This is a genomic window from Algibacter sp., from assembly GCF_029245835.1.
Taxonomy (GTDB): domain Bacteria; phylum Bacteroidota; class Bacteroidia; order Flavobacteriales; family Flavobacteriaceae; genus Algibacter_B.
Window position 1 is genome coordinate 44374 of sequence record NZ_JAQWOO010000059.1, and the last position, 16161, is coordinate 60534.

A 16161-nucleotide genomic window follows, 5' to 3' on the forward strand; every position below is an offset into this window, starting at 1 on the left:
TATTATTTTATGTTTGAAATCGTGAATCTTCGATTTCATTGTTTATAGTATTTAAAATGTGAATAATGAAAAAGAGGGCGCATCTTTCGACGGTTACGCCCTCTTTCTTTTTAGGTTTACTTATCACCTTTACTTCCAAGTAAAAGGATTTCATCGGCTACAACTTCGGTAACATAGCGTTGTTCATTGTCATCTGTTGTGTAGCTCCTAGTTTTTAGTTTTCCCGATATTCCAACTTCTTTTCCTTTTTCAACATACTTTTCTACGACTTCAGCAGTTTTGCCCCAGGCTACAATTGTATGCCAATTAGTATCTGTTTGCTTTTCGCCTTTACTGTCTTTGTAATACTCGTTTGTGGCTAATGAAAAACGGGCTACTTTCTTACCGCTTTCAAGGTTCGTGATTGTTGGTTCTTGTCCAACGTTTCCAATTAACTGTACGTGATTTTTAATAGTACTCATAGTAAAAGATTTAAAGATTTATATTTCCCCTATTGATTTAAAACAGATTAAATTTTAAGGGGTGTTTGTTCTTTTCTTTCGTGCACCGCACAATGGATAGAGTGGGTTTTGTCAAGACTTTTAGGGTAAAATCAGGTGTGTTTGCGACGTATTAAATTCCTTGGAATTTCAAGGAAGTAGAAACCTTATTTTTCATTAAAACTCTGTATAGTCTTGACAAGTTCCATAAGGGCATTAGCAATTCTTTTAAACGCAGTTGCGTTTGAGCGTACCGGCAGTTAAGCGAAATAAGTAGCTATGGTTAAATTAGAATTGGTTATGTCGTGCCTGTTTTTCGACGACCCGAAAAACAATAAAGGCTTTATCCATTATAAACCCCTTAAAATGTGTAAGACAGCGGTTTAGTTTTTAAGAATTTTCGAGGAAGCACTCAAGAAGGGCTTACCGTAAATTCTGTTAAGAAAACCAAAGTGATGGCTTTCCGATTAGAAAAGCGGACTTAATTCACAATTTTGGCTCTGGAAAGTAGTGTTCCTTTCCAGAGAAGCGGGAAGGGTTAACGGAATGGAAAGCTGAAATTGGGATTGTGTCCAAGACCTGTGTAGTGAAGCTCATTTTCCGTAATGTAGCTTTTCGCGAAATGCAGGGGGAATGTGCTGAGGGGTATTGGTTATACGGATTTGTAATAGTATAAAATCCAGTTTAAGGTACTGGACAAACCTTTTTAATCTATGCCAGGGCATAGACTACATCAAACAGTTTTTTATCCAACCGTTCTTGTTGGCCAAAGCCTTTCTTTAAGACATTATGAAGTACAGAATTAAATGCATTGTAGCCCAACCAAAGATTCGGTTCTTCATTGAGCAACAAGGCTTCGTAGTTCAAAATCTCAATGACCTCACGAGACTTTTTTGAAGGGTCCCTATTCTTATCACTACACTCATATCTAAACAGTTTCGTTCTGTCAAGAATGGCCTTTACGAACTCTTGCGTATCGATAATTTTAAATTCTTTCATCTTATCAAATTTTTTGGTAATGGTATAGAACTCATTATCCAAAAACTTGTCAAACAAGTTGTTCAACCTTGGCATAATAAAGTGTGTATTATTCTTACTGTGCTTAATGGAAAACTCAATTTCTGCCTGAGAAACGTGCAAACCGTTGGAACATACTTTTCTGTAAAAACCAAATTATCCAGAGGTCTTTTCGCTACCATCATAAGAGTTTTTAAACCGAAGCATAGGCAGGTATCAAATCCTCTTCATTTTTAACAGAGAATTGACTTTTATCGTCAATAATGAAGTCTGTAATGAAAGACCTATCATTCTTATTGATGGTGCGTTTGTGATAGTTCAGTTGTGCGTCGGATAACATTTCTTCAGCTTTCTTGAAGAATAATTGATTTGGAATATGGCCGTAGCTGTTCGATACCACATTGACAATTTTGCCATTGGAAATTATTGCGTTTTCGAGTCCACGTCGCGATTCCATTTGTGTACGGGATTTTAAAGATTTCATTTCTGATGGAACAAAGATTTCATCCTGTTGTAAATTTTGTAAATACATAGTTTTTGAATTTAGACCTGTCTGCCGACAGGCAGGTTAAACAATATTTGAGCTGTACCCCAAACGGTAGTTAAAATCTCAGCTCAAAAGGAAACGGAATAAATGAGTAGTAGCGAAAGCGGCGGCTTTATGCCGTAGTCTTTTGATGGGTGTATTTAACGAGTTTATCTTCGTACCAATATTGATATAAATCTCTCTCGTATTAAGCCGCCACTATTTCAAAATTTATATTGGTAAAGTAGTGTTCCTTCAACCATAGTTTCGGTATCGGGCAGTAATAAGTTTGGTGAACATCTAGAACTTAAGGTTTGTGTCTAAATCTTTTTTTATGAAATTCTTTTCTGAAATGTAGTGCAACAAAGTGCACGGAAATAAGCTGAGGGGCTTTCACACCTATTTAGCTTTAAACATATCTGGGGTTACAGCCGTTCTAAACCCTAAATGTTCCATAGAAGAATCCATACTAGTGGCCATACGTGCAGAAGCCCTATAACTTGCACAATAGGAGTCACTGCATAAAAAAGAACCTCCTTTAATAACCTTTTCCATATTGTAGGGATTATTAGGATTATAATGTTCTGTTGCTCCCCTTGGGTTAACAACTAGAGTATTACTATTAAAAAGCTGTTGGTAATAATTTAGATTGTACCAATCACTGGTCCATTCCCAAACATTTCCAGAAATATCATATAATCCATACTTGTTTGGGCTATATGAACCAACAGGAGCTAATCTTTCATAGCCATCTAGCTTTAAGTTCTTTACAGGAAATTCACCTTCCCAAGTGTTTGCATTTTTATGAAGCACATCCTTATTATTTCCCCAAAAGTAAATTGTATTATGTACGCCGCCTCTAGCTGCATATTCCCATTCAGCCTCTGTAGGTAACCTTCTACCTGCCCATTGACAGTAAGCTTGGGCATCTTCAAATGAAACATGAACAACAGGGTAGTTATCTTTATTAATTATAGTACTTCCTTTACCGCTAGGGTTTTTCCAATTTGCTCCTATGGTCCAATGCCACCATTGTGAGAAATCATAAAGGTTAGGAACAGTTGATTTTGTTTTTTTAAAAGTTAAAGAACCAGGTTGTAATATGGAGTCATGTGGTTTTGGTGTTCCCCCTGGAACTTGCAATTTCATATCTTCCCAATCTATAGCTCTTTCTGCGGTAGTAATATAACCGGTCTCTTCTACGAATTTTGCAAACTGTTTATTAGTAACCTCCATTACATCCATAAAAAACCCATCTACTTTAACTGTATGCTTTGGTTTTTCATGATGCATTGCCATATTATCATTACTTGTTGCTCCTTGTTCAAATACCCCTCCAGGTATCCAAACCATGCCTTCTGGAGCTTTAGCATGTGGATTATCTTGATTTATTTTGGTACTAGTATCTTTACAACTTACTATGAAAAGTGTTAAAATACACATTAGGTTATATCTAGTAATCCATTTCATAATAGTTGAGTTTCAGTAAAGGCCTTTATTTTGCTCCAAGTATCTAGTAATTCTGTTCCTATCCAACCATGACCAGCATTGGGATAAAGTGTGTAATCATTAACTACATTAAGGGAATTTAATTTATCTCTTAAACTAGTTCCTTGGCTAACTGGTATTAAAGGGTCCTGACCTCCATAAAAATGAATTGTTGGTGGTGAAGTTGATTTAGCTTGATGAACAGGGCTTACTTCCTCTAAAAAAGATATTGTAGTATTCACACCATAAGAATCTAACAGTTCTTGTAGCAATGGATTAGTATTATTCAAATACGCAGGATCTCTAAAATTCGTTGGTCCAACTATAGAGGCTACCATTTTTACATTATTATCAATATCAAAACTATAACTCCATAAAAGTGACAAATGACCACCAGCACTAACACCAATAAACCCATACTCATCAGAAATCACATAGTCATCTTTCTTTGATTTTAAATCTTCTACAATTGTTGTTATATCATTTATTTGCATTGGATAGGGTGGATTATCCTCATCGGATAATCTATAATTAATATTTACAAGAGCTACCTCTGGAAAATCAATTTTATAAAGATTAATTAATGATGACATGCTACTTTTGTCACCAGAATTCCAGCCACCTCCATGAACTAATATCATTACTTTGGTGTCCTCATTCCTGCCTTCTGGAAGATAAATATCGTATGTTTGATTAGTACCTGCACCATAAGACACATTTAACAACTCCCTATAATTAAGCAACTCATTCTCGTTGATGTTATTTGATAAATCACCTTCATCAGAACAAGATGTAACAATTAAGAATATTGCTAGTATTATATTATATTTTAAAATATTTATTTTCATAGCATAATCCATTTAGCATCCTTTTAGTTCAATATTTAGCAACAAATGAAAGTATTCAACATTAAAACAATAAGGAACATCAAGTTTTAAACTTTAAAAAACTAATTCAGCTTTTCTTTAATTATCATACTAAGAATTAATAAACAACATTATACAACCAGTTATAATTACTACTTTAAAATTACATGAAACAATTAGGATATTTTAAATCAAGCTTTATATTATTTATTTTAAAACCACTTACCATTCTATAATTTCAATGGTTATAGGACCTAATAATCCTGAGGATTGTAACTCACTTTCATCTTTATATGGATTATAAGTACACCATGTTTGCCGCTTAGATTTAGGCAATGATGCGTCACCAATCAATCGATTCATCCAGTTATTAATGACTTCTACCTTTAGTTCGTTCTTTCCTGAAATTATAAAATTTGTAATATTAATACTATAGGGGGCAGTCCAAATTCCTCCAACTTCTTTTCCGTTAAGGTAAACTCTGGCTATTGCAGATAGACTGCCTAAATCCAATACTACTTGATTAGTTTTAGAAATATTATCTGTATTAAATGTTTTAGTATAAACAGCTTTCCCAGAATAATACTTTATTCTTTTATCATTGAAAGAAGTCCAATCAACTAAACTATCCAATTTTATTGATCCTTTTGGACCTCTCCTCAAACTATCAAATTCTACCTCCCAATTTGAGGAAATATCTATTGTAGTCTTTGGAATTGGATAATTAGAAACTAGACTTGCTTTTGACGTTAGGTTTTGACGGTCTTTAGAGAAGACTATAAATACACTCTCGTAAGGTTCTAATTTCAACGGAACGCTTGTAAATCTTTCCGTACTGTTGTAATCATTAAGCTCTCTAATTTCACCTGTATTGGCTTGCCATAACTCAGGTATCATGTTAGTTACTCTAAATTCTGGATTTATGATTTGTTTAGAATTTGTTTGATTAGACAGAAAATAAATATCTGTATTATCCGATTTCCTGTGACCGTAATGAATAGAGTTGTCTTCTGGTAGCTTGCAATCAGGCAATAACTTGATTTTTGTAAACACCTCTTCCAAATTTAATCCTTGCAATACTAACCCTTTACCAAGTTTTCTTGAGGTCACGTTCTTTCCATCAACTTCTCCCCATAATTGAGATGCTGTTTGTTTCAAAACATTATCCGCTTCAGGTTGATTTCTATTACTTGGAGAACGTAGAGGAGGGGAGCCAAGAATAATTCCACCTTCTTCTACTAAAGCTTTAATCTTGGACAGTAATTCTGGACTCATTGTATCTAATTCAGGAAGAATCAAAACCTTGTATTGTGTTCCATTCGGAAGGGTAAAAAGTCCGTTATTAATGGTCATATCATTCAAGATCACATCAGCATTTATAAAGTCAAATTCATATCCAATGGGTAATTCAGGATTTGTCACGCCAGTCATTATGGGTGTGTTTTCGCCAATGAAATAAGCGATGTCGGCCACATTCAATCCCTGCTGTAACATCAAGTTAGTACGTTTTAGATAATCTGTAAAAATATCCATATGTTCAAACCATGTATTCTTTCGATTAAATGGATTACCAAACCATGCATTTACTCCCGGATTTTTCTCTTCATAGGGCTGATGAATATACACGTGTAATAAGGTACTGTTGATTCCTTCTGCAAAAAATCGATCTCCTCTAGCTTTAAGCATCGCAGGAGTTCTGCTAAAAGGTCTTTTTCCACAAGTAAATGATTCTGCCCAAATTTTTGATTTTCCATAAATATGACCACAAGAAATAGCTGCACGATTTTCAATATCACCTAATGAACCCTCGCTCCAAAATTCTCCGGATATTTCATCAGATTGACTACCATACAGTAAAAATTCTCCTGGAAAGCCCCAGTGACCGTAATTTTCAAGCCAAGTTGTTAAGCCATGTTTATTACTTACTTGTTTCAACCCACCAACGTATTCATAAGCTACCTTATCTGCCACCATTCTTCTGACATCCCATAGAAAACGGTCCGAAGCGAGTTGACTCTTAACAACAATACCATTGAACGTTGGAAGGAATGGCACAGGATCGTAGCCATATGCCTTCTCAAAATCTTCCAGAAAAGTATCTGTCATGTTTTGACCTCCCTTTTCATAGCTATCTTGAACGACCACCTTAAATGTTTTACGATCTTCTTCTGGAATACGCTTTAATATTTCTCCTATATGCCCATAAAAATGTTGCTCGACATGTGCTTTGCTAATTTTGTCAACTTCATATCCTGTTGCTTCTGGAGATGCCGGACCATTCTTAATACCTGTAGGTGTCATTCCAGTTCTCAAAATAATCCATTTTCCAGGTGGAACTTCCCAATTTAGAGTTCCATCGGCCTCAAGCTTATCAGATAAATTTATTACCTCCTTGGGGGATACAATCATAGACATCTCTTCCGGTTCAACTTGATCATCCCAATTGTAATCATCGAATTTAGGTAATGGTGTTGGATGCATTTTTGCCAGTGACTTTTCAGCATAATTTCCTAGTAATGGCTGGGAAGAGATAGTAATTTCGGTGAGTCCCGGATTTTTATTAATACCTGGAGAAGGCCAATCTTTATGTTTAAGAAATGTAAACTTTAATCGAAAATTTTTTGATTCAATTGGAGCAAAGGAAATTTGTAATGGAGCTTGAACATTGAATCCAACATCAAGGGCAAATCTGGAACGATCCATTTCAAATTCATGATGTGTTTTGTAGGCTCCATTTTCTCCTTTAAACTGCAATTGAACCTTAGCATATATTGGACTTTTGGGATAATCAAGACTTATACTTCTAGCTGTATATTGTTCTTCGTAATTTACATCAAGAATAAAATCTGTTGAACTTGAAAAATATACCGGCTTATCTTTTTTACCATCAAATAATAAATTTAGATTCTGAACCTCTTGATTCGATCTTGTGGTTATCTTACTTGGATCTAATTTAGACTTATAATTCTTAGGCATAGGAAATGCAATTACCTCAACGTCCTCAAATAAGTCATTAGGTTGCTCTAATTTTTTCTTGGAAAAGGTCATTGGTCCTTCAACATAAGTTTCGGAGGATGCTAAATAGCGCATACTATTCTTGGCCTTAATCCAAGGTCCTCCTGATTGACTCCAACCTGGCGAGTTGAATACACCAATTTCTATATCAAGTTCAGTAGCTGTTTTTAATGCCAAATGGATACAATCCCACCATTCATCACTTAGCATCTTCACCTTTCCATAGGGCACATTATCCAAGCCTATATTACCAATGAAGGCTCTATTTATACCAGCCTTCTTCATTGCTTGCAAATCCTTTACAATCCCTTCTTTAGAAATATTATCTGAAATCCAATACCAATAGACTGCCGTCTGAATCGAGTCCGGTGAGTTTTGAAAACTTTGACGTAAATCCTCTACAGATATTGTGGTTTTAGATATATTAGGGGCAGTACAGGAAAAGGTCACACATAAAATTATTAGGAGTATGACACTATATGTTTGTTTCGTTTTACTCATATCTATTTTCAAAATAAGATTAGGGTATTTAAATTATAATTTTGCTTAATCTTAAGCATAACAATATATCATTTGAAATATTTGACATCCCATTGACATGTTAAACTATTTTTAGTTTTTTGATTGGATATCATATATTGTTTCTCTCATTTCCTCCAATTGCCCAATAATTATATAATATTCATATTCAAATACAGAATTCTTGTAAAGTGCTACTTTCTTTACTGGAGCAATATAGGAAGTAGAACCACTTTCAGCTTCACCTCCAGGTCGACCGGACATTCCGGCTAAAAAACTTTGTGTTGATGGAGAGTATACAGCCATTCCCCAATTATTTTGATCTACAAAAGCCATCCAGCTTTCTGTTATTTCACCATTTTGATATCTACCCCAAAAACCGTTTTGTAAAAATTTAACTTCTAATTTTTTCATGGGCCCTTTGGTAAATGGCTTCTCTCCCACATAACTATATAATTCGCTTAGACTTGAAATTGGATATACAGCAGGTAATTCTTGTGACCTTTTCATACCTTCACCATATAAGGTATCCGTTCGCTGACAGGTTAGTTTATTTTTAACCTTTATCACATTGTCTTCTAATGTGGTCCATTGTTCCATAATTGCTTCTGCCGGTTTGTTATTCATATCCCAAAGCATTGGAATACATTGAGTATAAACCGTATTTCCTTTTATCTCAGATGCCAATATTTGGGCTCGATTAAAATAGGCATCACCAACCTGAATAGGATTCCATGTCCACGGTGACCACCGCGGACTTTGCCCTTCATCCTGTCTATCTAAACGCTTACCTGCATAATATGATTGCTGAATGTACCTCCCTTCATCATGAATGTTCACCAAATTCCTTTTTTCATCGGTTTTAGAAATAAATGAGATAGCACCTCCACGAGTCAAATCTAATTTAATGAGCAACGAATTGTTCCTCATCTCAAGAGTTTTGTCATTCTTAAAGCTTTCAACTTTTTGGGACTTGCAACTGTATGTTAGACTTATCAACACAAAAAGAATTAATGAATGTTTTGCTTTTTTATTCATGCTTTTTTACTTTTTAAAATAATAATTATACCATCTTCGTTCTCTGCCTTGCTCATTTCTAAGACCGGGTTTTTGTAATCCATTGGCCCATTTTTCTAGCTTAGCTCTCATCTTTGAAACCAATTTAGGATATTTATTAATTAGGTTTTTACTTTCGTGTAAATCACCTGACACGTCGAAAAGAAACTCTCTTTCACCTGCTTTAAGATACTTCATATTACCCTCACGAATAGCTCCTTGATTCCAAAATCTCCAATAAAGTGCTTCATGAGGATCTCCAGTTTTTTTACCCTCAAGAAATGGAATTATATTCACACCATCAAGCTGTTTTGATTTGGATAATCCTGCTACAGCGATAGAAGTTGCCGCTACATCAAGTGACGAAACAGGACGGTCATAGATTTTACCTTTAGGTAACCTTTTAGGCCATGAAATGATATATGGTATTCTAATACCACCTTCAGACAACATTCCTTTCTCACCAATATATGGGTCATTTAAAGAACCATCCCAAGCCCCTCCCTTGAAGCTAATTGGCAAATCTTCTTTCTTGATTTTAAGAGGAGCCCCATTATCGCTAATAAAAAATATTATTGTATCATCTAAAATACCATACTTTTCAAGGGAAGAACGAATGGCACCAACACCGTCATCAATTGCGGATAACATTGCCAAAGCGTGTCGTCTTCTTTCAGGCATATCACCAGGAAATCGATCTAAATATTTCTTGGTAGCTTCAAGTGGTACATGTGGACCAAAATAAGACAAATAGAAAAAGAAGGGGGTTTCGTAATTCCTATCAATGAACGTCAATGCAGCCTCTGTTTGAACATCAAGCCTAAAACGTTTATCAATAAAATGTTGCTTTTCAATAGAATTTCCTTTCAAATCATAATTAACCCAATAACGAATCATTTCACCTTGAAAACAATCATCAAAACCTCTTTCAGAAGGCATATAAGCTAGCTTTTTTGAGAAAGGAATGTCTCTTGGATTTAATTTTTTTCCTGCCAATTCTGGCATATTCTCCTTGATCCAATCCTTTTCAATATGATTTGGTTCTAAATGCCATTTACCTGTCATTCCTGTTATATATCCTGCTTCTTTTAATCTTGTTGGGATAAGAACCTCATCGAGAGGTAATGGTATTGTACCGTTTTCATCCAATCCGAATCGTTGTTGGTATCTTCCCGTGAGCAATCCTGCTCTCGAAGGAGTGCATTGTGGAGCAGTTATGTAACCAGAAGTCATTCGTACTCCGGCCTCAGCCATAGCATCAATATGAGGAGTCTTTATATCGTCAAGCTGTCCTTGTACACCAAGATCTGCATAACCATGGTCATCAGTAAAAATGACAATTATGTTGGGTTTTTTTTTATTCTGGTTTGTTTGAGCAATAAATGTTTGACTTTCTGCTAAACAAAATAAAAGTATTGCATAAACCTTGAATCTAAGAATCTTCTTCATTGGTATGATTTTATTAAATGAATATACTGACTCATAATAAACTTGTTGGCAAGGTATTGAATTAACTGAACCTTGCTATCCTGTTCAGTACTGTATAAAACTGCTCAAAATATTCTTAAACAAAACTATTTCTGAAAATATCTACTAAAAACTAAGAAAAGTATTCCACATAACAACCAAGCCGGTAGTGTAACAAAAGACAAAAAAACGTCAAATTGAACTGAAATAAAATAAAAAAGACCAAAGCTTATTGCCCATGCTAAGAATACAGATTTATTAAATGAAATGTTTGCTGTTTCTGCATAGTTTTTAATTATCCCAGCTTTTTTATGATAAAAATGTTCGAATACAATTATTGCTCCAAAAGGGGCTAAAATAAATCCATACAAAGCTACAAACCCTAACAGTTTCATTGCGAAAGCAGGAAATAAACCAGCTATGGTTGCAATAGAACCTGCTAAAATTGTGACCTTAAAGGTTGATAATTTTGGCAGAATTGCTTGAAATGCCAAACCAGCTCTATAAATAGTAGGGTTGGCTGTTGTCCAACCAGCCAATACCACGGCAATAATACCAAAAATACCAATAGCATTATTTGCTAAAGGTCCAGGAGCAACTGGTGGGGCATCACCATTAACTAAAAAAACCTGAGCTTCTGGTGATTTTAAATATACTGCATATAATAATGCTGCAGCAATCCATGCCATGTAATGCCCTACGTACATTCCTGCTGCCGTTGTCCAGCCAGATTTGGCTTCCTTTGCAAATCGGAAAACTGATAAATCTGACATTCCTACATGCATGGCTGCATTGGCAAACCATGACCAAATAACAACATGCCAAAACGTAAACTTTGTTTGCCCTGGAAAAGGTTTACCGCCTTCTCCCCAGATTTCCCAGAAATCTGAAAAACTAGCAACATCTAATTGAATTAATGCCACAATACCAGCGACAACAAAAGCTAAAACAATAAATGGGGACATCCAGTTGGCTGCTTTAGTTACTGTATCATAACCACGAGCAGCTATAACAGAAATTACCGCACCGATTAAAATTACTATAATAATCCAAGTGATGCCATTAGGCATTGTATCAGTTAGTTTAGGCATTGGCATATCAAACGGAATACCTACTGCTGTGGCAGATACGGTAACCATTGCTCCAGCCAAAAAACAAAACAATATACCATTAGCCAAATTATAACCAGTCACCAATTTTTTACCACAAATTTTTTCTAATTGATAATAAAGGGTTAATCTATTTTTTACTGCTATTTCTGCTGTTAAAAAACGCCAACTAAGCACCGCTAACAAGTTTCCTATTAAGAGGCCTACAATCAAATCAAAAGCACTTACACCTGCCGTCAGGAACAATGGACCAATCATAAATTCTGTCCCAGCAGCATGCTCACCAGCATACATGCCAATAAAACTTTTCCAACCTTTAAGTTTTGACTGTGTCACTGGGGTTCTTTCAAACTCCCCACCAGCTAAATCTTCAATATCATCTTCTATATTGTATTGACTCATGAACTTTTATTGTTTTTAGTTACTAATGTTATATTTACTTAAAACTACAATTACGAAAATAACCTTCGTATTAGGTTTTTCCGTCCTGTACCATCCCGCACATGAAAAATATGACCATAATCAAAATTCAGTTAAACAGTACAATACCTACTCGGAAGAAATGTTAGAAAAAACCAAGATTTACAACTTTAAAGATTCTTAATAGTATTTTGCGTATACCACTTTAGTGTGTAAATATTCCTCCATACCATATTTACCATCTGCGCCTCCTATACCAGACTTTTTCCATCCGGCATGAAATCCTTGAATAGCTTCAAAATGTTCTCTATTTACATAAGTTTCTCCAAAATGAAGACCGCTTGTAGCTTTCATAATGTTATTAAAGTTTTCTGAAAATATCGAAGATGTTAAACCAAACTCTGTATCATTTGACATCGAAATGGCTTCTTCTAAAGTATTAAACTTCATCACTGGTAATACAGGACCAAAAACTTCTTCTTGAATAATTTGGCTATCCTGACTACAACCCGTTATTACAGTTGGTTCATAAAAATAACCTCTATCAAATTTATCTGGTTGTCCACCACCAACAAGCACCTCTGCACCTTCTTTCTTAGCAAACTCAACCATTTCGGAAATCTTATTCAATTGATCTTTTGAAACCAAACTACTCATATCAGCATCAGTCCCTGTTAAAGCCTCTTCAATTTTAACTTCCCTCATCTTCTTAGTTAGCTTATCTACAAATTCATCGTAAATGCTATCCTCTACATATACACGTTCTGCACAGTTACAAACTTGTCCACTAAAAATAACTTTAGAGGACACCACAGAATTAACGGCCAACTCCATATTAGCATCGGCACAAACAATGGCAGGTGCCTTTCCTCCTAATTCTAAAGACACTTTTGTGATATTTTCAGCAGCTGCACTAATTACTTTTTGTCCTGCACCAACACTACCTGTTAAACTGATAATACCTGTAATAGGACTTTTAGAAAGTGCATTTCCCACCGTTCGTCCTGCTCCGCAAACAAAATTTAAAACCCCAGCTGGTAATTCGATTTTTTGAATGAGATTAGCAAATTCCATAATTGTATTTGGCGCTTCTGAGCTTGGTTTTATAACACATGTATTCCCAGTTATTAATGATGCCGCAACTTTACGTGCCATAACAAAAAACGGGAAATTCCAAGGACAGATACCTACTGCTACCCCAATTGGTACTTTGTGCAAATAGATATGTTCTTTTTCTCTATCACTTTGAATAATCTCTCCTTCTATTCTACGTGCCCAACCTGCATTGTAATCAAAATAATCAGCTGTAAAGTCAATTTCAATTTGTGCTAAACCAATAACTTTGGCTTGTTCTCGAGACAATGTTTCAGCTAGAAAAACTCTATTTTCTCTAATAACATCGGCCATTTTATGTAAATATGCCGCTCTTTGAATTGCTGGTAGAGCTTCCCACGCTGGTTGTGAGGCTTGCGCAGCTTCCAATGCATTATTCGCATCTTCTAACGTTCCAGTTGATATAGTACTTATAACTTCTTCTGTACAGGGATTCAAAATCTCAATGACCGAAGTAGCTTTTGACTCAACAAACCTTCCGTTGATGTATTGTTTATAATGTTTCATAATATTTATAAGTTTAGTTTGGTTTAACTTTGGTTATACCTAAAAATACAATTTCAGCTAGTTATTAACTGTTTCTCTTTTTACTTTATTAGGTGATTAGTAAAATCTGAAGTCTTCTCACAACACAGTTGCTCCATAACTTGTTGCAATTCTGTTTTTAATAATGAAATTGTATGGTTCCCTCCTTTTTTTCCAAGAGCAGAAACACCATACATAAAAGAACGTCCCATGAAAGTAAATTTTGCTCCACTTGCCATAGCTCGAGCTACATCAGGTCCTGAGCGCACTCCACTATCCATCATCACTTCAATTTGGTTTCCATATTTTTCAGCAATAGTTGCCAAAGGTTTAACGGTTGATTGACCAGCATCTAATTGGCGCCCTCCATGATTAGATACTATAATACCATCTAATCCTAAACGTATAGCCTCTTCAGTGTCAAACTCTGAGGCTACGCCTTTAAGAACTAATTTACCTTTCCACATATCACGTATAGGTTTTATTTTCTCAGCATTTAACCTTCCACTAAAGGTTTGATCCATAAATTTACCCAGTTGTTTTAAATCTAATCCCTTAGGCATATAAGGTTTAAGTACTTCAAAAGTTGGTATCCCATGCTTAAGTGTTTCTATGGCCCAGTGAGGTCTACCAAAAACCTGTAAAATATTACTTAAATTCATTTTTGGAGGCATTGCCAATCCGTTTCTTATATCTCTCGGCCTAAATCCAAATGTAGGAACATCGCAGAGAATTACTAATACAGGGCATTCAGCAACCGCTGCCCGATTAATGATATCATCTCGTAACTTATTATCAGTTGGATGATAAAGTTGAAACCAAGCGTTACCCTCGGTCAACTCACTTGCACGTTCAATACTAGTAGTTGTTACCGTACTTAAAATAAAAGGTACGTTGTGTTCGAAAGCTGCTTTTGCTAAAATCTCAGGTGAATTGGGCCACATAAGTCCCTGTAAACCTACTGGTGCGATCCCAAATGGGGCATCATACTCAACTCCAAATAGCTTGGTTTTTAATGATGAGCCATGATGTTCTCTTAGGTAGTTAGGTTTAAGTTGTACTTCTCTTAGCTCTGCTGTATTTCGAACAAGATTAACATCTTCATTGCACCCACCATCAAGATACTCAAAGGCAAATTTTGGTATTTTCTTTTTTGCTTTAGCCCTTAAATCGTCCATTGAGGGATAACGTGTATCAAAACTTATTGCCATGTTTTTATGCTAAAAATTTCTTTCTTAAATCTTCTACTTGCTCGTCATTTATAGGCACCATTTCTCCAAGTGAATTTCCCATAACTATAGATTTAGCACTAAATTCAGCCACTTCTAGATAATCAAAAGTTTGCAGTAACTTATCTCCTGTAATAATTACAGAATCATTTTCAATAATTAAAGCGGTAGGACAGTTATCTACGATATCTGAATTATTATTTTTTCTAAAATGACTACCATACTCAACAAAGTTTATATCCTGCAAAAAAATCCAGCTTTCCGGTATGGTTCTAACATTCAAGTATTCTCCTGTAACACCAAACGCCATAAGATAAGGCGATTGTGTCATTATTATGGAGTTTACATCTGGGTTTCTATTGTATATCTCTTGATGTATCCATGTAGCTCTACTTGGAATTTTACCTGACTCTCTTTGACCGTTTTTAATTTGAACAATATCTTCCAAATCTAAATCCCATCTGTTAACATTAGTTGGTGTAATTAAAAAGTCATTACCTTTCCAACGCATTGATACAGTCCCATAAGAACCAATCATTAACCCCTGCTGACAAGAGCGCTTTACTATTTTGCAAATTTCTAAGCGTTTTTCTACTTCATCAGAAGCATAATGAGTAGTTTCTATTTCTGGCAAAGTGCCTGTAGCTTGTGATTCAAATTCATCAATTTGTTGATCAGTCAAATATTTTGGTGTTCCAATCTGAGCTCCGTAAATAATCGTCCTAGCGCAAAATTCTAGAGCTTCAAAACGTTCGTATGCATCTGTTAAATCACTACCCCCTAAAACAGTACCATGATTTTCCATAATTACTGCCTTATATCCCTTTTTGAATTCATCTGCAATTACATCTCCAAGATCTTCACTACCTGGAAGTCTATACTTTGCATATCCTATTGGTCCGCAAATATGCTTAGCTTGTGAAATAATATTTGTGATAGGTATTTGCCGCACAATACTGAACGAAACCAATGCTGGTGGATGGGCATGAATGACAGATTTAATATCTGGTCTAGATTCATAAATGGCCTTATGAAACGGAAACTCAGAAGAAGGTTTGTGCTTTCCAATTATAGTACCATCTTGTTTTACACATATAATATCGGATGCTCTTAAAGAGCCTTTATCAATTGCTGAAGGTGTTACCCAAATATCTCCTTGATCATCCATAATAGAAATATTCCCCCCTGAAGTGGTTGTCATACCTCTTTTATAAACTCTACTAATAATTTCTGTGATTTGATCTCTTGGGTGAATGAATTTTATGTTTTTAGCCATAATATATAAATTTGGAAATTGACTGTGAAGTTAATTTTGTTTTGCTTTATCCGTAC

At 35.3% G+C, this 16161-nt stretch carries 10 protein-coding genes and 1 pseudogene; all 11 read right to left on the bottom strand.

Going from position 1 to position 16161, the window contains the following annotated elements; all coding sequences use genetic code 11:
- Positions 1-116: 116 nt before the first annotated feature.
- The gene (ssb, locus tag P8K68_RS09585) at positions 117-461 is read right to left on the bottom strand and encodes a single-stranded DNA-binding protein (protein ID WP_300250057.1); all 345 of its coding nucleotides are present in this window, start codon (positions 459-461) and stop codon (positions 117-119) included.
- Positions 462-1190: 729 nt separating this feature from the next.
- Positions 1191-2028: pseudogene (locus P8K68_RS14920) on the bottom strand (DUF932 domain-containing protein).
- 393 nt (positions 2029-2421) lie between these two features.
- Positions 2422-3492 carry a formylglycine-generating enzyme family protein gene (locus tag P8K68_RS09600; RefSeq protein ID WP_300250067.1) on the bottom strand — a complete coding sequence of 357 codons (1071 nt, stop codon included), beginning with the start codon at positions 3490-3492 and terminating at the stop codon, positions 2422-2424.
- Positions 3489-4358, bottom strand: coding sequence for an alpha/beta hydrolase (locus P8K68_RS09605; protein ID WP_300250070.1), 870 nt, complete (start codon positions 4356-4358; stop codon positions 3489-3491). Before P8K68_RS09605 ends, P8K68_RS09600 begins: the two co-directional genes overlap by 4 nt.
- A 240-nt stretch (positions 4359-4598) precedes the next feature.
- Positions 4599-7892, bottom strand: a complete 3294-nt coding sequence (locus tag P8K68_RS09610) for a glycosyl hydrolase (RefSeq protein ID WP_300250072.1) — start codon at positions 7890-7892, stop codon at positions 4599-4601.
- Between the two features lie 111 nt (positions 7893-8003).
- The gene (locus tag P8K68_RS09615) at positions 8004-8840 is read right to left on the bottom strand and encodes a hypothetical protein (protein WP_300250074.1); all 837 of its coding nucleotides are present in this window, start codon (positions 8838-8840) and stop codon (positions 8004-8006) included.
- A 114-nt stretch (positions 8841-8954) separates the two neighbouring features.
- A complete protein-coding gene (locus P8K68_RS09620) occupies positions 8955-10415 on the bottom strand; it encodes a sulfatase-like hydrolase/transferase (protein WP_300250076.1) in 1461 nt (486 codons plus the stop codon).
- Positions 10416-10540: 125 nt separating this feature from the next.
- Positions 10541-11944 (bottom strand): hypothetical protein, encoded by a 1404-nt coding sequence (locus tag P8K68_RS09625; RefSeq protein WP_300250079.1) that lies wholly within the window; start codon positions 11942-11944, stop codon positions 10541-10543.
- Between the two features lie 198 nt (positions 11945-12142).
- Complete coding sequence (aldA, locus tag P8K68_RS09630; protein ID WP_300250082.1) at positions 12143-13582, bottom strand: aldehyde dehydrogenase; 1440 nt, start codon at positions 13580-13582, stop codon at positions 12143-12145.
- A gap of 80 nt (positions 13583-13662) precedes the next feature.
- A complete protein-coding gene (locus P8K68_RS09635) occupies positions 13663-14811 on the bottom strand; it encodes an alpha-hydroxy acid oxidase (protein ID WP_300250084.1) in 1149 nt (382 codons plus the stop codon).
- Positions 14812-14815: 4 nt separating this feature from the next.
- Complete coding sequence (locus P8K68_RS09640) at positions 14816-16105, bottom strand: class II aldolase/adducin family protein (protein WP_300250086.1); 1290 nt, start codon at positions 16103-16105, stop codon at positions 14816-14818.
- Positions 16106-16161 lie beyond the last annotated feature (56 nt).

What these genes read in the sequence shown, in the direction of transcription:
- ssb (WP_300250057.1), bottom strand. Translation starts at nt 461, where the DNA reads ATGAGTACTATTAAAAATCACGTACAGTTAATTGGAAACGTTGGACAA.
- P8K68_RS09600 (WP_300250067.1), bottom strand. Translation starts at nt 3,492, where the DNA reads ATGAAATGGATTACTAGATATAACCTAATGTGTATTTTAACACTTTTC.
- P8K68_RS09605 (WP_300250070.1), bottom strand. Translation starts at nt 4,358, where the DNA reads ATGAAAATAAATATTTTAAAATATAATATAATACTAGCAATATTCTTA.
- P8K68_RS09610 (WP_300250072.1), bottom strand. Translation starts at nt 7,892, where the DNA reads ATGAGTAAAACGAAACAAACATATAGTGTCATACTCCTAATAATTTTA.
- P8K68_RS09615 (WP_300250074.1), bottom strand. Translation starts at nt 8,840, where the DNA reads ATGAGGAACAATTCGTTGCTCATTAAATTAGATTTGACTCGTGGAGGT.
- P8K68_RS09620 (WP_300250076.1), bottom strand. Translation starts at nt 10,415, where the DNA reads ATGAAGAAGATTCTTAGATTCAAGGTTTATGCAATACTTTTATTTTGT.
- P8K68_RS09625 (WP_300250079.1), bottom strand. Translation starts at nt 11,944, where the DNA reads ATGAGTCAATACAATATAGAAGATGATATTGAAGATTTAGCTGGTGGG.
- aldA (WP_300250082.1), bottom strand. Translation starts at nt 13,582, where the DNA reads ATGAAACATTATAAACAATACATCAACGGAAGGTTTGTTGAGTCAAAA.
- P8K68_RS09635 (WP_300250084.1), bottom strand. Translation starts at nt 14,811, where the DNA reads ATGGCAATAAGTTTTGATACACGTTATCCCTCAATGGACGATTTAAGG.
- P8K68_RS09640 (WP_300250086.1), bottom strand. Translation starts at nt 16,105, where the DNA reads ATGGCTAAAAACATAAAATTCATTCACCCAAGAGATCAAATCACAGAA.